We start from the raw sequence: 20478 nt of genomic DNA on the forward strand, positions 1-20478 counted from the left end.
CAGCTCGCGACAGGACCGTCATCCAGGTAGTGGCTGTCACTCCCGCCACCGTTCCGCACGCCACCACCGACGTCCGGTCGGGCCCCGACCTCGGCCCTCGGCCCGGGTCCGGCTCGGGGGTGGGCCGGGGTGTCTGCCGTCACGCCTCAGCAGTCCTCAGGGCCAGAGCAGTCCCCGCGTCCAGCCGCCGGGTGCGGCGGGGTCGCGGGTGTAGAGGAGGCGGACGTGGTCCTGGGCGGGGGCGGCCTGCCAGAACTCGGCCTCGTCGGCGACCAGGCGGTAGACGGTGTGGCCCCGCGGCACGTCGTCGGGGTGGGCGGCGACGTGCTCGGCGGCCTCGCGCCGCGCCTCCTCGTAGGCACGGCGGCTCTCCAGCGGGGCGCTCGTCACGCCCGTGAAGCCCGCCACACGGGAGACTTCGCGGCGGCCGAGGAAGTCCTGGCGGGCGGCGGACCGGTCCAGGGCCTCGACCGGTCCGGTCACCCGGATCTGCCGGCCGTGCCGCGGCCAGTACCAGCTGAGCGCGGCGTAGGGGCGGTCCGCCAGGTCGCGGCCCTTGCGGCTGGCCGCGTCGGAGGCGAAGTGGAAGGCGGGCAGGCCGAGGTCGACGCCGCGCAGCATGAGCACCCGGGCCGAGGGGCGGCCGTCGGCGCCCGCCGTGCTGAGGGTCATCGCGTGCGGCTCGGGGACGCCGTCGTCGAGGGCGTACGCCAGCCAGCGGGCGAACAGCGGCCCTGGTTCCGGTCCGGCGGCGGCGGGATCGAAGGCGGGCAGGGGTCCGGCGAGGACGGGCGCGGAGCGCATGCGCTCCCGGAGGGCTTCGGCGGTCACAGGGGCCAGGTCGTCAGTCACGTCCCGATCCTGGCACGCGGCCGTCCGGTGCGTCGGATGCGCGGCGCACCGGACGGCGGCGGTGGGGCCCGTCAGGCCGGGAGGCGGAACTGCTGGTTGGTGGCGCCGGTGCAGGACCAGATCTGCAGCCGGGCGCCGTTGGCGGTGGACTTGTCGGTGACGTCCAGGCACTTGCCGGAGGCGGGGTTCACCAGGCTGTCCCCGCTGCCGCGCTGCCAGACCTGGGCTCCGGTGCCGTTGCAGTCGTACAACTGGACCTTGGTGCCGTTGGCGGTGCCGGCGGCAGTGATGTCCATGCACTTGCCGAGGGCGCGCAGGGTGCCGTCGGTGCCGACCGTCCACTGCTGGGCGGCGGTGCCGTTGCAGTCGTACATCTGGACGGCGGTGCCGTTGGCGCTGCTCGCGGCGGCGACGTCGACGCACTTGCCGCCGAGGCCGGTCACCTGGCCGGTGGAGCCGGTGGGCGGCGGCGTGGTGCCGCCGCCGGTCACGGTGTTGAACACGGACGAGAACTGCCAGGCGCTCTGCGGGGTGCCGCTGCAGTTGTCGGAGAGCTGCCCGTTGGTGGCGCAGGCCTTGTCACGTCCGATCGCCCAGAAGGCGAGTTCCTGGATGCCCTTGGACGTGGCGAAGGCGGCGAGCGTGGCGGCGTTGCCGGTGGTGAAGATCTCGCTGGTGTCGTCGTTGACCCCGATCATCGGGGTGTTGCCCTCCATCGCCCACAACTGGGCGTCGGACTTCTCCGGCCAGATGGCGCCGAGCTGGCCGCGCAGGGCGGTGGCGGCGTCGGTGGCCGCCTTGCCCATGTCACGGGTCCCGTCGTAGTAGTCCATCGTCATGATGTTGACGAGGTTGACGTTCAGCCCGTTGCTCTTGGCGTTGGAGAGCAGGTTCTTCCCGTTGTCGTCCAGTCCGTAGGGCATGGCGGGCAGGGTGTACTGGACGTCGAGCCGTCGGCCTGCGGCCGCGTACTCCTGCTGGAGCTGGGCGAGCGCCTTGTTGCGGCGGTCGTTGGCCGCGGTGTTGCCGAGCGCGCCGCCTTCGATGTCGAGATCGATCCGGGTGAGGTTCAGGGCGTCGACGACCTTCTTGTACTGGGCCTTGAGCGCGGACACGCTCGTACAGGACAGGCCGATCTCGGTGCCGGAGGCGCCGCCGAAGGAGACGATGACGTCGCCCCCCGCGGCCCGCAGGGAGTTGACCGCGGAGGTCCAGCCGGCGTCGGTCACGGAGGTCTCGCCGTTGAACAGGGCGTTGCAACCGCCGCCGTCGATGACGAAGGCGAGGGTGAAGTACTTCAGGCCCGTCGCGTTGCGGACGTCGGTCATCGCCGAGGGCGAGTTCCAGGTCTCGACGTAGGGCGCGGCGTAGTGGGCGGGGAATCCGGGGCCGGGGTTGGCGGCGGCGCTCGCGGTGCCGCCGGTGGCGACGACGGCGGTGGCGGCCAGCGCCAGGACGGCCGGGGCCGCGGTGAGGGCTCTGACGGCGGATTTCAGCACGGGACGGCTCCTTCGTGTGCGCCACCGGGGCGGCGCGGGGTGTGGGGGGACAGGCCGCTGGGAGCGGCCGGCGGGGGTGGTGTGGGCGCGGGGCCGCCGCCGGCCGGCAAGCCCGGCGGCGGGTCCCGCGCGTCGTCGTCCGGTCGTCAGGGACCGGAGACGAGGTTGGCCACGTTGGTCGCGGAGTTGGACGGGCCTCCGCTGTTGTTGATGACGCGGCTGATGGTGCCCGTGCCTCCGAGGGAGACCGTCACCATGCTGTGGAAGCGGACCCCGGACACCGCGGGGGCTTCGAACGCCCGGTCGGCGACGACGGACGGGTTGACGTTGAAGTAGCAGTAACTGCCCAGGCCCCAGGCTTCGTGGCTGGTCACCGAGGGGCTGACCTTGTACGCGTCGTAGCCGCGCGTGGAGCCGTTCATCCAGGCGGCCTGGTTGGGCGGGTCGTACGGCATCTCGTTCTGGAAGAAGTAGGTGCGGCCGCCGTTGCCGTTCCAGATCACCTGGTGCTGCTGGTAGTGCTCCACGAACAGCCCGTACATCGTCACGTTCGTGCCGTTCACGATCAGTCCGTTGGCGGCGGTGTTGGTGTTCCAGCCCACCCCGCTGCCGTGGTCTGCGCGCCACAGCCACAGGTGGTCGCCGATGACGTCCGAGCTGTTGACCACCAGGCTCTGCGTCGCCTTGCCGACGCCCGCCCCGCCGATGCGGAAGAAGACGTCGTGCAGCGAGGTCGGGTCGGTGGTGTGCCGTGCGGCCGAGGCGGCGGGGCCGACCTGCATCAGCGTCTGCGAGTTGGCGGTGCCCGCGTCGATGAGCAGTCCGGCGATCTTGACGCCGTCGACGTCCGCGACGTTCACCGCGGTGATGCCGTTGTCCGGGACGAGGGTCGCCAGGCCCAGACCCAGGACGACGGTGCCGGCGCGGTTGACGTTCAGCGTCTGGTTGAGGTGGTAGACGCCTGGCGTGAACAGCAGGTTCTTGCCCTGCCCCAGCGCGCCGTTGATGTCGGTGGCGGTGGCGCCGGGCTTGACGACGAAGAACTGGTCGAGCGGCAGCGAGCTGCCCGCCGGGTTGCCGCCGGCCCAGGTCGTCCCCTGCGTGTTGGTGCGCAGCGACGGGACGAAGACCTTCCAGGCCCCGGCCGAGTCGACGTACAGGAACGGCTTCTCCCGGGTCACCGGGGACTGCGCGACGGTGGTGTAGGGCGGGTTGGGAAAGCTGTTCGCGGGCGCGCCCACATCACCGACGAAGACCATGTTCCAGTTGGAGCCGGTCCAGCTGCCCCACTGGCTGTTCCGCGACAGCCACTGCTGCTGCGAGCCGGAGCGCACCTGGCCGTCGATCCTGGAGTCGGCGATCAGACCGCCGCTGGACCAGCCGCCGTCGTCCAGCTGCAGGTTGCCGCGGACGTGCATCCGGCGGTACGGGGCCGCCTGGGAGACGGCCCATCGGTCGGTGCCGCCGGAGGGGTTGACGGACAGGTTCTCGGCCGAGCGCCAGAAGTTCTGGGTGGCGTTGCCCTGGAACCAGTCGGCCTCGGCGTGGACGGCGCCGTTGATCGTCACGTCGTCCGGCGACAGGCCGAGACCCGCGACCTGCGTGTAGAAGCCGACGTTGGCGTCGACGCTGTAGCTGCCGGGCTTGAAGAGCAGGGCGTAGCGCTGGGACCCGAACTGGTTGGACTCCTGCTGGCCGAAGACCTGGTTGAGGCGGCTCTGGATGGCGGCCGAGGACATCGACGGGTCGAAGACCGAGACGTTCGGGCCGAGATCGGGGGTGCCGGGCGGGTTCTGCGGCGCGTCGACGGAGCCCAGGCTGAAGGACTGCGCGGCGGTGCCGTTGCAGGTGAACTGCTGGATGCGGGCGCTGTCGGCGGTGGAGGCGCCGGGCACGTCGAGGCACTTGCCGCTGTTGCGGTTCACGAAGTGGTAGGTCCCGCCGGCCTCCTCGACCGGCAGCCACTGCTGGTTGGCGCCGTTCGAGTACGACCAGAGCTGGACGGGCGCTCCGTCGGCGGCGGAGACGTCAGTGACGTCCCAGACCTTGCTCGCGTCGTTGCGGTTGTCGACGCGGACGTAGCCGTCGCTGGTCGGCTGGAACCGCCACTGCTGCGCGGCGGTCCCGTTGCACGCGTACTGCTGGACCGCGGTGCCGTCGGCGGTGCCCGCGGCGGCGGCGTCGACGCACTTGCCGCTGTGCTTGGCGGCGACCGTCACCCAGCCGGTGGGGAGGGTGGCGGCCTGGGCCTGCGGGGCGGTCAGCACGACGACGGACAGGCCCGAGGCCAAGAGCGCGCCCAGGGCGAGCGGTACGACGCGGCGCCGGGCCCGGCCGCGTCCGGGGACGCCGCGGGGCGGCGATCCGAGGATTCCCATGAAGACTCCTGTGCCGCGCGGGGCGCGGCGCCGTGGGGGTGTGAGCGGGCATGCCGAAGCGTGCGACGGCATACCGCGAAGGCATGACGAAGGTGGGGGACGGCCGGGCGCAGGCGCCTGGCCATGTATGCGACAGCAGCTCAAAGGGCGGTGCGCCCTTTCTTCACGGCGTGAAGTTAGGCTTTTGTAGCGGACGCGTCAAGAGGTCGCACGATGGGACCCGTCACACCCCGGATGGGCGGCGCCGCCTCGCCCCGGATGTCCGCAGGGGTGTTCGGGCAGTCGGCGGCCGTACGGAAAGGCCGACTGGGCGGGATGCGACACCGCAGGTCACACCAGGTGAACGCACCCCGGCGGACCGGCCGCCCCACCGCTGCGGCTGCCGGGGACCGGCGGCTCGGGGCCTGAGGCTCCGAGCCGCCGTCGGGCGTCGCCGCTGGGCGCAGGCCCCTGTTCGATGGCCACGACTGGTCTGTACCAAAGCCTTGACGACGCCCTTCTTTTCTTCCTTAAATCACGAGTGGAAAGAAGGCCTCCCCTCGTCTCACCGCACGGCTCCACGCTCCCCCACCGGCACCCCACCGCGTCCGCCGACCGGGAAGGACCTCCCCCCATGAGCCTCATGACCCGTGCCCCGAGCGCCGTAAGGCGCGTCGCCTCCCGCCTGTTACTGCTGCTCGCGGTCCTCCTGGGCGTCGTCGCGGCACCCGCCACCCCGGCGCCCGCCGCCGCCCCCTTCAAGGTGCTGGCGTTCTACAACGGCACCTGGGACGCGGCCCACATCGACTTCGTCAAGGAAGCCAACCAGTGGTTCCCGCAAGCCGGAGCCGCCAACGGCTTCACGTACACCTCGACGACCAACTGGAACCTGCTGACCGACGCCAACGCGCTCAAGCAGTACCAGGTCGTCCTCTTCCTCGACGACGCCCCGAAGAGCGCCGCCCAGCGCGCCGGCTTCGAGGCGTACATGCGCGGCGGAGGCGGCTGGATGGGCTTCCACGTCTCGGCCTGGACCGACAGCGCGCAGAACTGGCCCTGGTTCTACAACCAGTTCCTCGGCAGCGGTAACTTCCGCTCCAACACCTGGGGACCGACGACCGCCCTGCTCCGCGTCGAGGACCGCTCCCACCCCGCCACCTCGCACCTGCCCGCGACGTTCACCTCGTCGGTGAGCGAGTGGTACAGCTGGAGCAACGACCTGCGCGCGAACCCGGACATCGACATCCTGGCGTCCGTCGACCCGGCCGGCTTCCCCCTGGGAACCGACCCCAACCAGACGTGGTACAGCGGCTACTACCCGATCCTGTGGACCAACACCAACTACCGCATGCTGTACGCCAACTTCGGCCACAACGCCATGAACTACAACACGAACACCGGCCTGTCGTCGACCTTCGCCAGCGCCACCCAGAACACCTTCCTCCTCGACGGACTCACCTGGCTCGGCACCGGCTCCACGGGCGGCCCGGCCCCCACCGACCCGATCTCCGGAACGTCCTGGTACTCCCTGGTCAACGCCGGCAGCGGCCGCTGCGTGGACGCCCGCGCCGCCGCCACGGCCAACGGCACCGTCATCCAGCAGTACACCTGCAACTCCACCACCGCGCAGGACTTCCGCGTGCTGGCCACGGACAGCGGCTACACACGGCTGGCCGCCCGCAACGACACGACGAAGGCCGTGGACGTCACGGACGTCTCCACCGCCGACAACGCCCCGCTCCAGCTGTGGACGTACGGCGGCGGCGGCAACCAGCAGTGGCTGCCCGTCGCCGAGTCCGGCGGGCGCTACCACTTCACCGCCCGCCACAGCGGCAAGTGCCTCACCGCCCCTACCGGCGACCCGAGCGGCACCCCATTGGTCCAGCGCACCTGCGACGGCTCGGCAGCGCAGTCCTTCCAGCTCGTCGTCCGTCCCTGACCCGGGCGACGGGATCCCGGGCCGCCCCGCTCCGGGGCGGCCCGGCACCTCAGGCGCCGGCGACGCGCCTCGAGGGCCCATGCCGCCCGGACCACGGGCTTCGGCCATACCAAGAAACGCCGTCGGCCCAGACCCGCGTGTCAGAGCCGACGGCGCCTCGCGGGGCTCAGTCCTCGTCCGCGAGAATCAGGTAGAGCTTCTTGCGGGCCTCGTTGACCACGGCCAGCGCCTTGTCGCGCTGCTCGGGCGTACCGGTCGCCCAGACCTGCCGGAAGGCGTCGACCAGACCGGCGCCCGCCTTGCGGATCTCGTTCATGGCCTCCCAGTCGATGCCGCGCCCGGCCTCCTCCCAGGGGGCGTCCGGCCCCGCCTCGGCTTCGCCGCGCCCGGCCTCGGTGAGCGTGAAGAGCTTCTTGCCGCCCTCCGACGCGCTGCTGATCAAACCCTCGTCCTCGAGCAGTTGCAGCGTCGGGTAGACCGAGCCGGGGCTCGGCTTCCACGCGCCGCCGCTGCGCTCGGCGATCTCCTGGATCATCTCGTAGCCGTGCATCGGCCGGTCGGAGAGCAGCGCCAGGATCGAGGCACGCACGTCGCCGCGCCGCGCCCGTCCGCGCGGGCCTCCCCTGCCGCCCCGCCCGCCGTGCCACGGCCCGGGACCCCAGGGCCCCCCGCCGAACGGCGGTCCGAACGGGCCGAACGCCGCGCGCCGCCCCTCCTGTTCATGGTCGCCGCGGCCGCGATGGCCCGGCCCGAAGTGTCCGTGTCCACGGGAACGCATTGCTTACGCTCCTTCCATCGCCGTACGGTCACGATGCTCCAACGATATATCGGAACCGATCCCACAACAAGGCTGGGTCGCCCCCTGTCAGTCGGTCTGGCGATAGCGTGATTCTCATGACGGCTGAAGACGAGGCGCTGACCCGCGGAATGGCGAACGCGGGGGCGGTCTTCCGCCGAGGGGAGTTGGTGGAGCGACCGGCACCGCGCAACGCGCGCGCCCTCCATGCCTATCTCAGTGCGCTGAAGGAGCACGGCTTCGACGCGGCGCCGACCCCTGTCGGTCTCACCTCGGATGGCCGTGAGCAGCTGACTTTCATCCCTGGCGACGTGGCTCTACCCCCGTTCCCGGACTGGGCGATGACGAGTTCTGCCCTCGGATCGGTGGGCAGCCTGCTGCGGCGTCTGCATGAGTCCAGCGCGGCCGTCGCGGTCGACACCCGCGCCGAGTGGCCCCCGGACCTCGCCGACCCGGAAGGGGGAAGGATGTTGTGCCACAACGATGTGTGCCCGGAGAACGTCGTCTTCCGTGACGGTCGTGCCGTGGCACTGATCGATTTCGACTTGGCGGCCCCGGGCCGTGCCCTTTGGGACATCGCCATGACCGCCCGTTATTGGGTGCCCATGCTTGATCCCGAGTCTGCGGCCGCTCTCCATCCCCACGGGCTGGATGCGGCCGCACGGCTGCGGATTCTTGCCGACGGCTACGGCCTCTCGGCACAGGACCGCGCCGAGCTGCCCGGCGTCATCGAGCAGGCCACGGAGGTCTGCCGGGCCTTCGTCGCCCACCGTGCGGCCGGCGGAGACCTCGTCTATCTCCGGGCATTGGCCGACCGTGGTGGATGGGAACGCTGGGACCGCATGCAGGCCTGGCTGGTGGACCATCGTCAGACGTTCACGGCTGGCCTGCTGGATTGACCGGCCCGGACGTTCGACCCTTGTCCGTGTCCGAAGCGGTAGTTGCGACGACGGGGCGCGGCCCCGTGCGTGCGACACCCGGTTACGGCATAAGCTCGGCAGATGGCGAAGTACTTCGACGTGCACCCCGAGAACCCCCAGCCGCGCAGCATCGCCCAGGTCGCCGACGCGGTGCGGTCGGGAGGACTCATCGCATACCTCACCGACTCCTGTTACGCGCTGGGCTGCCGGCTGGGCAGCAGGGACGGCATGGACCGGATCCGTTCGATCCGCCACCTCGACGACCGGCACCACTTCACGCTGATGTGCCGGGATTTCGCGCAGTTGGGCCAGTTCGTGCAGGTGGACAATGACGTGTTCCGGGCCGTGAAGGCGTCCACGCCCGGCAGCTACACCTTCATCCTCCCGGCCACCCGTGAGGTGCCGCGCAAGCTGCTGCACCCGAAGAAGAAGACCGTGGGTGTGCGCATCCCGGACCATGTGGTCACCCAGGCATTGCTGGCCGAAATGGGCGAGCCGCTGCTGTCCAGCACACTGCTGCTGCCTGACGAGGAGGAGCCGATGACTCAGGGCTGGGAGATCAAGGATCGGCTCGATCACGTGGTGGATGCCGTGGTCGACTCCGGGGACTGCGGCACCGAGCCGACGACGGTGATCGACTTCTCCGGCGGCGTGGCAGAGATCGTACGGCGGGGCGCGGGAGACACCTCGCGATTCGAGTGAGGCCACGAGGCCGGTCACCACCTGGCCTGAGTCTCGACTCAACCTCGTCTGTAGTGTGCCTCAATGACACGAAGCGAGCGGCTCGCGGAGCAGTTGGACTGGTACTGGCGCAAGAACCTGCGGCCACGGCTGGACGGCCTTACCGACGAGGAGTACTTCTGGGAGCCGGTGCGCGACTGCTGGAGCATTCGCCCACGTGGCTCGTCGGCCGCACCGATGTCGGCAGGGTCGGACAAGTGGACGATGGACTATGCGTCCCCTGACCCGGCGCCGGCACCGGTGACCACGATTGCCTGGCGGCTGGCGCACATCATCGTCTCGTGCCTGGGCTATCGGGTCGGATGGTACTTCGGCGGCCAGGACGTCGACTCCCGGACATTCGCCTACGCGGGAACCGCTGACGAGGCGCTGAGACAGCTCGATGAGATGTACGGGAGATGGAACGCGGGGGTCCGCACGCTCTCGGACGCTGATCTGGACAATCCGCCCATGGTAGGTCCCGAGCGGTTCCCCATGGAGAACAGAATCCTGCACGTCAACAGGGAGCTGATCCATCACGGCGGCGAGATTTCCCTGCTGCGTGACCTCTACCGTTGGCAGGACGGAACCGTCCCGCACCGCACATGACGTTCGACAACCGGCGATCGGGTTTCGGAGACCTACGTGGACTCCGTGACGCTCCACGGCTGCTGCCGCCGAGAGGCCTCACGGTCTCTCACCTCGATCTGCAGGAGGGTCCGTCACGAACTGACGTGCCCTGCTGCAGATCGGGAGGAGAAGGACCGGAGGGGCCCCCGTGGGTTCGGTTCGGGCAGGCCTCCCCGCGCATTGTCAAGCCCCGTCGGCCGTGTTGTTCGGGCCGTCACCGGAATGACCGCGGCTCACTGCTCGGACCCACGCGACGACGGTGCCGGGGTCGACCGGCCGGGTGGTGTCGACATGCAGGGTCGGGCCGACCTGGAGTGGCAGTGCCGTGCGTCGCCAGCGCTCCCAGTCGTCGTCCGTAAGCAGGTCTCCGTGGATCGGATGGCGTGGATGCCGGGCTTCGAAGCGACGTCGGGCGGTCTCCAGCGGGACGTCGCACCAGATCTCCACGACAGCTGGATTGTCGGCGCGGTTCAGGCCCCGCAGGACGAAGCCGCGAGAGTCGGTCGACCAGCAGGATTCCAGGACGGCGCCGGCAGGTGCGTCCGCCAGCAGCGCCCACATCGTCTCGCTGGCGGCAGCGCCGAGTGAGGCGTTCCAGCGTCGTTGCGGCGAGTCGGCCCTTTCCGCCCCCAGGACATCGGCGTGGGCCTCCTTGATCACGTCTTTGCAGAACAGCGGCAGCCTCAGGTGACGGGACAGGGTGCGGGCCAGGGTCGTCTTCCCCGCGCCGGGAAGCCCGTTGACCAGAACCGCGAGGGGACCGGTCATACCGCCGCCGCCTCAGGGCGCTCGACGAGCCGGCCGTGTTCGAAGCGGGCACCAGCGCGGCCACCCGTCTCGTCCTTCTCGTTCGCCAACTTGGCTATGCAGGAGCTGATCTCAGCCTCCAGCGCGGCGGCCGGCATCCGCCGGGCGCCCTCGCGGACGACCTCGTCCAGCAGGGAGCCGCCTCGCGTGGTGCCGTCTTCGTCGACCACGGTGTGCACAGGGCGTGCCTTCCCGGCCGACGCTGCAACGTCGGCCTACTCGATGGCCATCGGCGGATCATTCGGGAAGGTACGCCCTCCGCGTTCCTCCCGGAGCCGATCCACAGGTCTTGAACATTGCTCCGTGGGCTGTCCCCGCGCCTTCGCCTGCGCCCGAACCGAAGTCGAAGCCCTCATAGACCCTTCGGCGGTGGGGCCGTGACCCTACGGGTGGGGGGCGCGTGGCCCCGTGCGACCAGCGGGCGGCCGCCGTCGTCCGGCAGGACAACGATGTACAGCCAAAGGTCGTCGCGTTCTGCGTCGACCGAGGTGCCGGGCACAAGCCCCCCACGCGCGCGCTGGCGCGACCCACCGCCCGCCGTGGCATGCGGCGCCCGGCGTGACCCACGGCCGGGCACTGCCGACGAGGGCCCCGCACACCCCGCCACCAGGCCTTATCACGTCCCGACGATGCCGTCTCACCGAGGGTGTCGCCGGGCCGACTGGCATGAGCGGCGCCGAGGTAAAAGACTGCGAGTAGCAGGCACCTGTACCCGATGCCGGACAGCCCCACCCACCCCATCCGGATCGCTCGCTCGGACGTCGGCCGAGACGGTCTCGCCTCGGCTCCCCGCTCGACCGCTTGCGGTCCGCACGTTTTATGGAGCCGCCATGGCGGACATGCCGGTCGACCTCCTGACACCCGACCCCAACCCCCGCCGCGACGGCCCGGGCCCCGGACACGACGCGTCCGCGGTCGCCGGCCGCGAGCGCGTCATCGCCGAGGTCCTCGCCCCGGTGGTGCAGGTCGAGCAGGTCCCGCTCGACAGCAACTTCTTCACCGACCTGGGCGCCGACTCCATGGTGATGGCCCGCTTCTGCGCGCGGCTCAGGAAGCGCGATGACGTGCCATCCGTCTCGATCAAGGACGTCTACCGGCACCCGACGGTCAGGAGCCTGGCGGCGGCCCTCGCGGACGCTCCTCCCGTTGCCGCCCCGGCGGCCGCGGCCGCGGCCCCGGCTGCCGCAGCCCCGCCCGCCACGTCCCCGGCACAGGAGGCTTCCGGGCCGGGCGCGCGGGGAGGACCGTCCGGTACGCCGCACTATGCGCTGTGCGCGGCGCTGCAACTGCTGTTCTTCCTCGCCTACTCCTTCGCGGCGGCCGTCGTCCTGGCGGGCGGCGTGGACTGGATCGCGGACGGCTCCGGACTGCTCGACACCTATCTGCGCGCGGTCGTCTTCGGGGCCGCCGTCTTCCTCGGCGTGTGCGTGCTGCCGATCGTCGGCAAGTGGGCTCTGGTCGGCCGGTGGAGTCCTCGGGAGATCCGGCTGTGGAGCATCGCCTACGTCCGCTTCTGGTGCGCCAAGACGCTGATCCGGGCGAATCCGCTGGCGCTGTTCGCCGGGTCGCCGGTCTACTCCCTCTATCTGCGGGCGCTCGGCGCGCACATCGGACGGCGGGTGACGGTCCTCACCCGCCATGTCCCCGTCTGCACCGATCTGCTCACCATCGGCGACGGATCGGTGGTCCGCAAGGACTCCTTCCTCAACTGCTACCGGGCGCAGTCCGGGGTCATCCGGACCGGGCCGGTCACTCTCGGCAGGGACGTGCTGGTGGGCGAGGCGACGGTGCTCGACATCGAGACCGGCATGGGTGACGGCTCCCAGCTCGGCCACTCCTCCTCGCTGCACGCCGGCCAGTGGGTGCCCGACGGTGCGCGATGGCACGGGTCCCCGGCCCAGCCGACCGAGGTCGACTACCGCAACGGCGCCCGTCCCGCCCGCTGCGGCCCCGTCCGCCGGGCCTGCTACGGGGCCACACAGGTGCTGACGGCTCTGATCGCCTACGTGCCCCTGGCCGTCGGCGGCGGCGCCCTGCTGATCTCCGCGATACCGCAGTCCAGCACGCTGCTGCGGCCCGAGACCGTGGCGCTGACCGGTTGGTCGTTCTACGCCGACGCGCTGGCCGTCTCCGCGATGTTCTTCTTCGGCGCCGTCGCCCTCGGCCTCCTGCTCTCGGTGGCCCTCCCGCGCCTGCTGGGCCGCTTCGTCCGGCCGGGCAGGGACTACCCGCTGTTCGGCTTCCACTACGGCGTGCACCGCGCCGTCGGTTTCCTCACCAACCGGCGGTTCCCCAAGGTCCTGTTCGGGGACAGCTCGGCGATCGTGCCCTATCTCAGCCGCCTCGGCTACGACCTGGGCGACGTCGAGCAGACCGGCTCCAACTTCGGGCTCACCGTACGGCAGGACGCCCCCCACCTGACCAGGGTCGGCCGGGGAACGATGGTCGCCGACGGGCTGTCGGTGATCAACACCGACTACACCGGCTCCTCCTTCCGCACGACCGAGGTGTCGATCGGCCCGCGCAACTTCCTGGGCAACTACATCCCCTTCCCCGCCGGGGCGAGGGCCGGCGACAACTGCCTGCTGGCCACCAAGGTGATGGTCCCGCTGGACGGGGAGGTCCGTGAGGGCGTCGGCCTGCTCGGCTCGCCCAGCTTCGAGATCCCCCGATCCGTCCTGCGGGACAGCAGGTTCGACCATCTCGTCGAGGACCGCGCGACCTTCCGGCGCCGCCTCGCGGCCAAGAACCGGCACAACGCCGCGACCATGGCCCTGCACCTGGGGTCGCGATGGCTGTTCTTCTTCGCGGTCACCCTGGTCGTGTCGGCCGCCGCGGACCTCTATGACACGCTCGGCGCCGCGGTGATCGCGCTCGCCAACGTCCTCACCGTGCTGTTCGCCGTCATCGGCATGGTGCTGACCGAACGCGCCACCGCGGGCCGGCGGGGTCTGCGCCCGCTGTACTGCTCGATCTACGAACGCCCCTTCTGGCGGCACGAGCGCTACTGGAAGATCACCAACCCGACCGAGGCGATCGCGGTGTTCAACGGCACGCCCTTCAAGCCCCTGGTGTGGCGGCTGCTCGGCGTCCGCATCGGCAGCCGGGTCTTCGACGACGGCTGCTATGTTCCGGAACGGTCGCTGGTGGCGATCGGCGACGAGTGCGTCCTCAACGAGGGCACCCGGATCCAGTGCCACTCGCAGGAGGACGGCACCTTCAAATCGGAGCGCACCGCGCTGGGCAGCCGCTGCACCGTCGGCGTCGGCGCCCTCGTCCACTACGGCGTGACGATGGGCGACGAGGCGGTCCTGGCCCCCGACTCCTTCCTGATGAAGGGCGAGGAGATGCCGGAACGGGCCCGCTGGGGCGGCAACCCGGCCCGCGAACTGCGGGCCGCCGCCACGGTCGGCGCACCCCGCTGAGGCTGCCCCGCCGGGATCGTCGGCCTTCCGGCGGCGCTCCGCGCTCCCCCTCACTGCCGTGAGGAGCTGCCGGTGCTGTAGTTTCCCATGGGCGTCACTTCCGGCGCCCCGCGCCTTGTCCAGCCGGAGGATCCGCACGATGTTCGGCCTCAGCGAACTCGCCCTGCTGCTCATCGTGGTCGTCGTCCTCATAGGCATCAGGAAGCTCCCGGACCTCGTCCGCTCCGCGGGGAAGGCGACCCGCATCCTCAAGAGCGAGGCCGCGGCCGCGGACGACGACCCGGCGCGGCCCGGCCCCCGGGTCATCCGGGCAGCCCCCGGGGACGTGATCCGAAGAACGGACGAGACGGGCGGGGCAGGCCGCTGAGCCTGCTCCCGCCGCGCGGCCGCAGGCGAAGGCCTGGACGCGGAAGCCAGGACGCGCGGAAGCCGACCCGTCCGTCCGCCGGCGGGCGGGCGGCCGGTCCCCACGTACGGGAAGCCCCGGCGCCCCCGCTCACGCCGAAGCCCCTCGGTGCCGCGCTGCCGAGCGGCCCCGGCGGCCGGGCGGCCTCGCGCGAAGGCGCCGGGTGGCGACTCAGGCCGCCGCCTCCGCCTCCCCGGCAGCCGCCGTGGCGGGGCCGACGAGTTCCTCGAGGACGTCCTCCATGGTGACGTAACCGAGCAGTGTGCCGTCGTCCTCCGTGACGGCCGCGAGGTGGGTGCCCGCCGCCCGCAAGGCGGTGAGCGTGTCATCGAGCGGGGTGGTCGGGCGGAGCCGGATGACGGGGTGGAGGGCGCTGCGGGGGAAGGCCCGGTCGCGCTCGGCCGCACCGAGGGTGTCCTTGATGTGCAGGAAGCCCAGGACGCCTCCGTCGGCGCCGGTGACGGGCAGCCGTGAGAAGCCCGACGCGACGGCGGTCCGCTCCAGCTCGTCCGGGGTGACCCGCTCACCGACGGTGACCATGCGCCCGGCCGGCACCAGGATCTCCCCCACCGGACGGCTGCCCAGTTCCAGGGCGTCGCGCAGGCGCTCGCCGCCCGAGGCGTCGAGCAGGCCCGCGGCGCTGGAGTCCTGGACCAGACGGGCCAGTTCGTCGTCGGTGAAGACCGCCGCGACCTCGTTCTTCGGCTCGACACGCAACAGCCGCAGCAGGGCGTTGGCAAAGGCGTTGACACCGAAGACCACCGGCCGCAACGCGCGGGTGACGGCCACCAGCGGTGGGCCGAGCAGCAGCGCCGAGCGCTCGGGAGCGGCCAGCGCGATGTTCTTGGGCACCATCTCGCCGACCAGCATGTGCAGATAGGTGGCCGCCGTCAGGGCGATCACGAACGAGATCGGGTGCACCAGTGCGTGGGGGACGTGCGCGGCCTCGAAGCCCGGCTCGAGCAGGTGCGCGATGGCGGGCTCGGCGACCGCGCCCAGCACCAGCGAGGAGACGGTGATGCCCAGTTGCGCGGTGGCCAGCAGGGCGGACAGGTGCTCCAGACCCCACAGCACCGCGCGGGCGCGCTTGTCGCCCCCTTGCGCGCGCGGCTCGATCTGACTGCGCCGTACGGAGATCACGGCGAACTCACCGCCCACGAAGAAGGCGTTGGTCAGCAGGGTGAGAGCGCCGACGGCGAGTTGCAGCGCGGTCATCGGGCGTCCTCCGTGATGCGTGCCACCCGGACCCGCTCGGCCACGTGGTGGTCGACGGTGAGCACGGTGAAACGCCAGCCGTCGACCTCGGCGGCGTCGCCCCGGGCGGGGATCCGGCCGAGGGCGGCGGCGAGCAGACCGGCGACGGTCTCGTACGGGCCGTCGGTCGCGGTCAGGCCGATTCCGGCGAGCTGGTCCATCCGGACGTTGCCGTCGGCCTCCCAGGAACCGTCGGCGGCGGGGGCGAGGTCGGGCCGCTGCTGGGGGTCGTGCTCGTCGCGCACGTCGCCGACGACCTCCTCGACGACGTCCTCGACGGTGACGACACCGGCCGTGCCGCCGTACTCGTCGATGACGACGGCCATGGTGCGGCGGCTGCGCAGCCGGTCGAGCAGCCGGTTCACCGGCAGGCTGTCGGGGACGAGCAGCGGAGCGGTGGCCAGGGCCGCCACCGGTGTGGCGGCGCGCTCACCGGCCGGGAGGGCCAGCACATCGCGGATGTGGACGGTGCCGACGACCTCGTCGAGGCTGTCGCGGTACACGGGGAAGCGGGACAGGCCGGTGGACAGCGACAGAGCCGCGGCGTCGGCGGCGGTCGCACGGGTCTCCAGGGCCCGCACGTCCACGCGGGGGGTCATCACGTTCTCCGCGGTCAGCTCGCTCAGGTGGAGCGTGCGGACGAAGAGCTCGGCGGAGTCGGGTTCCAGCACGCCTTCGGCGGCGGAGTGGCGGGCCAGCGCCCGCAACTCGTCCGGCGTGCGGGCGGAGGCCAGTTCCTCGGCCGGCTCCAGACCGAAGCGCCGGACGAGGCGGTTCGCGGTGTCGTTGAGGTGGTTGATCAGCGGTGAGAAGGCGGCGGTGAAGCCGCGCTGCGGCCCTGCCACCACCTTGGCGACGGCCAGCGGGCTGGAGATCGCCCAGTTCTTGGGCACCAGCTCGCCGATCACCATCAGAACCACGGTCGAGACGAGGACGCCGAGGACGGTGGCGGTCATCGACGCGGCCCCCTCGGGCAGGCCGACGGCCTCGATCGGACCGCGCAGCAGCACCGCCAGGGACGGCTCGGCGAGCATGCCGATGACCAGTGAGGTCACCGTGATGCCCAGCTGCGCGCCGGACAGCTGCAGGGTCAGCCGCCGCACGGCCTTGAGGGCGCCGTCCGCGCCGCGCTCACCGGCCGCGGCGGAACGTTCCAGCTCCCCGCGCTCCACCGTGGTCAGGGAGAATTCCGCCGCGACGAACACCGCGCAGGCCAGGGTCAGCAGCAGCGCCAGCAGCAGAAGCAGGACTTCGGTCACCGTGTCACCCCCCTTCCCACTCCTCGGCGGGCCTCTCGGGGTATGACACGGTCGGTACTCGGGGGATGGTCCATCGCGGGAACCGCGGCTCCTTCTTCGTGCTGGGTACGGTGTCGTCAGCCCATGGTAAAGGAAGCACAAAAACAGCCGCCGAACGGAGGCGGGCCCGTTCCCTCCACCCCTCCCACTCCCGCGATCAGCCGAAGCCCGCTCGGCCATGCGAGTGTCTTGGGAACTTCTTTACCTGACGCGGTAGTTCTGCGGGTGGCTCGCACGGGGCCGACGGAACCACGGATGAAGGAGTGAACGCCGCGATGGTGTGCCCACGGCTGCGCGGAGCGTTCGGGTCGGGCGGCCCCTCCAGGCACCCGGTGCCGCCGGGCGGCCCGGCCCTGCGCGGCGGCGCCCCGCCCGGGCGGTTCCGACGAGTCCTGTCCCGCTGGGTTCCCGGCGGGCCGTGCCGAGAGCGGCGGCACGGCCCCTCCCCCGCGGGCGCCGGCCCACCCACCCGTCCGGTCGTCCCCACCGCCACCAGTAGCGCAAACGACCGCATGTCACGCCCCCGAGCGGCGCCGCCGGGCCGTGCCGCCCCGACCATCCGTGGAGTCACCCCCCGATGTCCTGGTTCGAAGCCGCCGTCCTCGGCCTGCTGCAGGGACTCACCGAGTTCCTGCCCGTCTCCTCCAGCGCCCACCTGCGCGTGTTCTCCGCCCTGGCCGGCTGGAAGGACCCCGGCTCCGCCTTCACGGCCGTGACGCAACTGGGCACCGAGACCGCCGTGCTGATCTACTTCCGCCGCGACATCGCCTCGATCGTCACGGCCTGGACGACGTCCCTGTTCGTGCCCGAGCGGCGCAAGGACCCCGACGCGCGCATGGGCTGGTTCGTCATCATCGGGACCCTCCCCATCGCCGCCCTCGGCGCCGCCTTCCAGCACAGCATCGAGACGTCACTGCGCGACCTGCGGATCACCGGCACGGTGCTCATCGTCTTCGGACTCGTCCTCGCCGTCGCCGACCGCACCCGCGCCGTCCGCCACGCCAAGCCCATCAGCGAGCTCACCCTCCCCCACGCCCTCGGCTACGGCCTCGCCCAGTCCCTCGCCCTCATCCCCGGCGTGTCCCGCTCCGGCGGGACCATCAGCGCCGGACTGTTCCTCGGCTACAGCCGCGAGGCAGCCGCCCGCTACTCCTTCCTGCTGGCCATCCCGGCGGTACTCGCGTCCGGCGCCCTGGAACTGACCAAGATCGGCGAAGGGGCCGCACCAGCCTGGGGACCGACACTGCTCGCCACAGGCATCGCCTTCGCCGTGGGCTACGCCGCCATCGCGTGGTTCCTCAAGTACGTCTCCACCCACAGCTTCACGCCGTTCGTGGTCTACCGCGTCCTGCTCGGCGTCCTGCTCATCGGGCTGGTCGCCGCCGGTGCGGTCGCCCCGGGCGCCGGGGACGTGGGCTGACGCTCCCCGGCTCGGCTCCGCCTCGTGCGGTGGCTCAGTCGTCCGGTGCGTCGTCGTCGCCGTGGTCTCCGTCGCCGTGGCCTCCGTCGCCCTTCCCGGCGGACAGGGAGACGGCCTGAGGCGACGCGCTCCCCAGCCCCCGGGTCGACGTGGCACTGGGTCCGTCGGTGGGGGTCGTGGCGGAGCCCTTCTCCGGTGCGAACCAGGCCATGCCGAGGAGGACGGCCACCACGAAGGCCACCGCCCCGGCGATGGCGCTCGCGACACGGGGCCGGTAGTGGATGAACTCGCCGGGGCTGCGACGCTGCGCCGGGGCGGCCCGCCGCCTGGTCGTCGACCGCGCGGAGTGCGCGGACCGCGTCGCCGGCGGCGCCCCGAGCGCCGCCGTACCGGCCGCCCGGTTGCCGGCGCCGTTCGGGGTGCCGCGCGAGGGGACGTCGACCGGCGGCGGGGCCGGGTGGGCACGCCACGCGTCGGTGCGGAACCAGTCGGCCACGTCCTGCGCCGTCGGCCGGTCCTCCGGCTGCTTGGCCAGGAGCCCGAGGAGGTAGCCCTCGAAGGCGGAGGGCACGTCGACGCCCAGGTGCGAGGGCGGCACGGGCGCACTGTCGATGTGCTGGTAGAGCAGGGCCGTCGCGCTGTCCCCCTGGAACGGCGGACGGCCCGTCAGCAGCTGGTAGAGGACGCACCCGAGGGCGTAGACGTCGGAGGCCGGCCCTGCGGTCCGGCCCAGGGCGCGTTCGGGGGCGAGGTAGAGGCTGGTGCCCACGATCTGACCGGTCATCGTGAGCCCGGCGGCCGGATCGTCGACGAAACGGGCTATCCCGAAGTCGCCGATCTTCACGGACCCGGTGGCGTCGAGCATCAGGTTGCCGGGCTTGATGTCGCGGTGGACGATGCCCTGCTGATGGGCCGCGGCCAGCCCCGCGGCGGCCTGCGCGGCGACGACCGCGGCGCGTTCGGCGCCCAGCAGATGGCCGGCCTCGAGCAACTGGGCCAGGCTGTCGCCTTCGACCAGTTCCATGACGAGGAAGAACCGCCCGTCCCAGGACCCGAAGTCGAAGACCGCCACGACGTGCGGATGGCCCAGACGCGCCGCCGTCTGCGCCTCGAGCCGGAAGCGCGCGGCCGCCGAGGGGTCCGAGCCGTCGCCCAGCAGGAGCTTGACGGCCACGGGACGTCCCAGCACCTCGTCGGTCGCCCGCCATACCTCGCCCATGCCGCCGCGGCCGATGGCCGCGTCCAAGCGATACCGATCCGCCACCAGCACGTCGTACGACCTCGATCCCGCGAGCCAAACCAGACCCCCCTTAAGGTACTTCACCCGCGCACCAGCGATGACCTGCGGCCGCGGCGGCCGGGGACGCGCCTTTCGCCGGGCCCCGGTCCGGCCGGGGAGGGGCGCCGAGCACGTCGGCCGCCGCCGCGCGGACTCCGCGCACGGCAGGGCCCGGCGGGCACAGGCCCGGCACCGGCGCGCACGGGGGCGCCGGTGCTCCGACCACCCCTCGCCTCGCGCTTCCCGTGACCCGGCGGCCTCAGCCGATCGCGACGACGCCCACCGCCGCCGAACCGACCCCCGCGCGCAAGAGGACGTCGAAGAGGTAGCGGTCGCCGGCCCGCGGCGCCACGACCGCCCGCGCGCCGCTCGCCAGCACGGGGAACACGGTCTCGTGCCGCTCCCCCGGCGCAGACCCGCTCACCGCCACCAGCCGCACCGCGGCCCTGCCGATGTTCTCGAACGTCACGGAACGGGTCCTGGGGCACGGGCCGTCGTGCCCGTCCGCGCAGTGGAAGCGGACGTCGCCCAGGCCCACCAGCCCGCAGGAGACGTCGGTGGCGAAGGCGAAGCGCGAGGAGCAGACGGCTCCCACCCGCAGGTCCCGCGCGACCGCGCCGGGGGTCGTCCCACCCGGGCGGGGCCCTTCCGCGCCCGCGCCGGCGCACGAGACGGCGGACCAGGCGAGGGCGGCGGTGGCGAGTGCTGCGGAAAGGAGTGCTTTGCGCACCTGTGACTCCAAAGGTGTGCGGTCGGTGAGCCCGGCTCACCGCGGTGCCAACCGTGCCGGTCCGGCACGGGCACAGGGCTCGCAGGGCAGAAGGCGCGGGTTCGGAAGGCCTGGGTCCTGACGCGGGAAGACCGGCATCCGGCGCG

17 protein-coding genes are annotated in these 20478 nt (G+C 71.9%); 7 read left to right on the plus strand and 10 right to left on the minus strand.

Annotation, left to right across the window (positions count from 1 at the left end; genetic code table 11):
- Positions 1–156: 156 nt before the first annotated feature.
- The 3 genes from AC3ET4_RS17570 to AC3ET4_RS17580 form a co-directional block, all read right to left on the minus strand.
- Positions 157–852 carry a pyridoxine/pyridoxamine 5'-phosphate oxidase gene (locus tag AC3ET4_RS17570; protein WP_431950327.1) on the minus strand — a complete coding sequence of 232 codons (696 nt, stop codon included), beginning with the start codon at positions 850–852 and terminating at the stop codon, positions 157–159.
- A gap of 71 nt (positions 853–923) precedes the next feature.
- A complete protein-coding gene (locus tag AC3ET4_RS17575) occupies positions 924–2351 on the minus strand; it encodes an RICIN domain-containing protein (RefSeq protein WP_431950329.1) in 1428 nt (475 codons plus the stop codon).
- Positions 2352–2497: 146 nt separating this feature from the next.
- Complete coding sequence (locus AC3ET4_RS17580; protein ID WP_431950331.1) at positions 2498–4729, minus strand: RICIN domain-containing protein; 2232 nt, start codon at positions 4727–4729, stop codon at positions 2498–2500.
- Positions 4730–5351: 622 nt separating this feature from the next.
- Here AC3ET4_RS17580 and AC3ET4_RS17585 point away from each other — a divergent pair.
- Positions 5352–6647: a ThuA domain-containing protein gene (locus tag AC3ET4_RS17585; protein WP_431950374.1), complete on the plus strand. Its 1296-nt coding sequence runs from the start codon at positions 5352–5354 to the stop codon at positions 6645–6647.
- A gap of 166 nt (positions 6648–6813) precedes the next feature.
- Here the strand turns inward: AC3ET4_RS17585 and AC3ET4_RS17590 are convergent, their stop codons facing one another.
- A complete protein-coding gene (locus AC3ET4_RS17590) occupies positions 6814–7425 on the minus strand; it encodes a PadR family transcriptional regulator (RefSeq protein ID WP_431950333.1) in 612 nt (203 codons plus the stop codon).
- A gap of 116 nt (positions 7426–7541) precedes the next feature.
- Between AC3ET4_RS17590 and AC3ET4_RS17595 the strand changes: the two genes are divergently transcribed.
- From AC3ET4_RS17595 to AC3ET4_RS17605, 3 genes are all read left to right on the plus strand, one after another.
- Positions 7542–8342, plus strand: a complete 801-nt coding sequence (locus AC3ET4_RS17595; RefSeq protein WP_431950335.1) for a phosphotransferase — start codon at positions 7542–7544, stop codon at positions 8340–8342.
- Between the two features lie 102 nt (positions 8343–8444).
- Positions 8445–9065, plus strand: a complete 621-nt coding sequence (locus tag AC3ET4_RS17600) for an L-threonylcarbamoyladenylate synthase (RefSeq protein WP_431950337.1) — start codon at positions 8445–8447, stop codon at positions 9063–9065.
- Positions 9066–9128: 63 nt separating this feature from the next.
- Positions 9129–9692 carry a DinB family protein gene (locus tag AC3ET4_RS17605; protein WP_431950339.1) on the plus strand — a complete coding sequence of 188 codons (564 nt, stop codon included), beginning with the start codon at positions 9129–9131 and terminating at the stop codon, positions 9690–9692.
- A gap of 204 nt (positions 9693–9896) precedes the next feature.
- Here the strand turns inward: AC3ET4_RS17605 and AC3ET4_RS17610 are convergent, their stop codons facing one another.
- Together AC3ET4_RS17610 and AC3ET4_RS17615 are read right to left on the minus strand one after the other, a co-directional pair.
- The gene (locus tag AC3ET4_RS17610; protein ID WP_431950341.1) at positions 9897–10481 is read right to left on the minus strand and encodes a P-loop nucleotide/nucleoside kinase family protein; all 585 of its coding nucleotides are present in this window, start codon (positions 10479–10481) and stop codon (positions 9897–9899) included.
- Positions 10478–10690 carry a hypothetical protein gene (locus AC3ET4_RS17615; RefSeq protein ID WP_488175943.1) on the minus strand — a complete coding sequence of 71 codons (213 nt, stop codon included), beginning with the start codon at positions 10688–10690 and terminating at the stop codon, positions 10478–10480. Before AC3ET4_RS17615 ends, AC3ET4_RS17610 begins: the two co-directional genes overlap by 4 nt.
- 660 nt (positions 10691–11350) lie before the next feature.
- Between AC3ET4_RS17615 and AC3ET4_RS17620 the strand changes: the two genes are divergently transcribed.
- Positions 11351–13945 carry a Pls/PosA family non-ribosomal peptide synthetase gene (locus AC3ET4_RS17620; RefSeq protein WP_431950345.1) on the plus strand — a complete coding sequence of 865 codons (2595 nt, stop codon included), beginning with the start codon at positions 11351–11353 and terminating at the stop codon, positions 13943–13945.
- A 139-nt stretch (positions 13946–14084) separates the two neighbouring features.
- Positions 14085–14312: a twin-arginine translocase TatA/TatE family subunit gene (locus tag AC3ET4_RS17625; protein ID WP_431950347.1), complete on the plus strand. Its 228-nt coding sequence runs from the start codon at positions 14085–14087 to the stop codon at positions 14310–14312.
- Between the two features lie 210 nt (positions 14313–14522).
- Here AC3ET4_RS17625 and AC3ET4_RS17630 read toward each other — a convergent pair whose 3' ends face one another.
- Both AC3ET4_RS17630 and AC3ET4_RS17635 read right to left on the minus strand, forming a co-directional pair.
- Positions 14523–15566, minus strand: coding sequence for a hemolysin family protein (locus AC3ET4_RS17630; protein WP_431950349.1), 1044 nt, complete (start codon positions 15564–15566; stop codon positions 14523–14525).
- Complete coding sequence (locus tag AC3ET4_RS17635) at positions 15563–16864, minus strand: hemolysin family protein (protein ID WP_431950351.1); 1302 nt, start codon at positions 16862–16864, stop codon at positions 15563–15565. The genes AC3ET4_RS17630 and AC3ET4_RS17635 overlap by 4 nt, the downstream gene beginning before the upstream one ends.
- A gap of 616 nt (positions 16865–17480) precedes the next feature.
- Between AC3ET4_RS17635 and AC3ET4_RS17640 the strand changes: the two genes are divergently transcribed.
- Positions 17481–18323, plus strand: a complete 843-nt coding sequence (locus AC3ET4_RS17640; RefSeq protein WP_431950353.1) for an undecaprenyl-diphosphate phosphatase — start codon at positions 17481–17483, stop codon at positions 18321–18323.
- A gap of 34 nt (positions 18324–18357) precedes the next feature.
- Here the strand turns inward: AC3ET4_RS17640 and AC3ET4_RS17645 are convergent, their stop codons facing one another.
- Both AC3ET4_RS17645 and AC3ET4_RS17650 read right to left on the minus strand, forming a co-directional pair.
- Positions 18358–19542: a serine/threonine-protein kinase gene (locus tag AC3ET4_RS17645; protein WP_431950376.1), complete on the minus strand. Its 1185-nt coding sequence runs from the start codon at positions 19540–19542 to the stop codon at positions 18358–18360.
- Between the two features lie 319 nt (positions 19543–19861).
- Positions 19862–20332, minus strand: coding sequence for a hypothetical protein (locus AC3ET4_RS17650; RefSeq protein WP_431950355.1), 471 nt, complete (start codon positions 20330–20332; stop codon positions 19862–19864).
- Positions 20333–20478: the final 146 nt, after the last annotated feature.

This window comes from Actinacidiphila sp. bgisy167 (assembly GCF_057707665.1).

Coding starts and splice junctions, on each gene's coding strand:
- AC3ET4_RS17645 (WP_431950376.1), bottom strand. CDS start 19,542: ATGGGCGAGGTATGGCGGGCGACCGACGAGGTGCTGGGACGTCCCGTG.
- AC3ET4_RS17600 (WP_431950337.1), top strand. CDS start 8,445: ATGGCGAAGTACTTCGACGTGCACCCCGAGAACCCCCAGCCGCGCAGC.
- AC3ET4_RS17640 (WP_431950353.1), top strand. CDS start 17,481: ATGTCCTGGTTCGAAGCCGCCGTCCTCGGCCTGCTGCAGGGACTCACC.
- AC3ET4_RS17610 (WP_431950341.1), bottom strand. CDS start 10,481: ATGACCGGTCCCCTCGCGGTTCTGGTCAACGGGCTTCCCGGCGCGGGG.
- AC3ET4_RS17595 (WP_431950335.1), top strand. CDS start 7,542: ATGACGGCTGAAGACGAGGCGCTGACCCGCGGAATGGCGAACGCGGGG.
- AC3ET4_RS17620 (WP_431950345.1), top strand. CDS start 11,351: ATGGCGGACATGCCGGTCGACCTCCTGACACCCGACCCCAACCCCCGC.
- AC3ET4_RS17585 (WP_431950374.1), top strand. CDS start 5,352: ATGACCCGTGCCCCGAGCGCCGTAAGGCGCGTCGCCTCCCGCCTGTTA.
- AC3ET4_RS17625 (WP_431950347.1), top strand. CDS start 14,085: ATGTTCGGCCTCAGCGAACTCGCCCTGCTGCTCATCGTGGTCGTCGTC.
- AC3ET4_RS17605 (WP_431950339.1), top strand. CDS start 9,129: ATGACACGAAGCGAGCGGCTCGCGGAGCAGTTGGACTGGTACTGGCGC.
- AC3ET4_RS17590 (WP_431950333.1), bottom strand. CDS start 7,425: ATGCGTTCCCGTGGACACGGACACTTCGGGCCGGGCCATCGCGGCCGC.
- AC3ET4_RS17630 (WP_431950349.1), bottom strand. CDS start 15,566: ATGACCGCGCTGCAACTCGCCGTCGGCGCTCTCACCCTGCTGACCAAC.
- AC3ET4_RS17580 (WP_431950331.1), bottom strand. CDS start 4,729: ATGGGAATCCTCGGATCGCCGCCCCGCGGCGTCCCCGGACGCGGCCGG.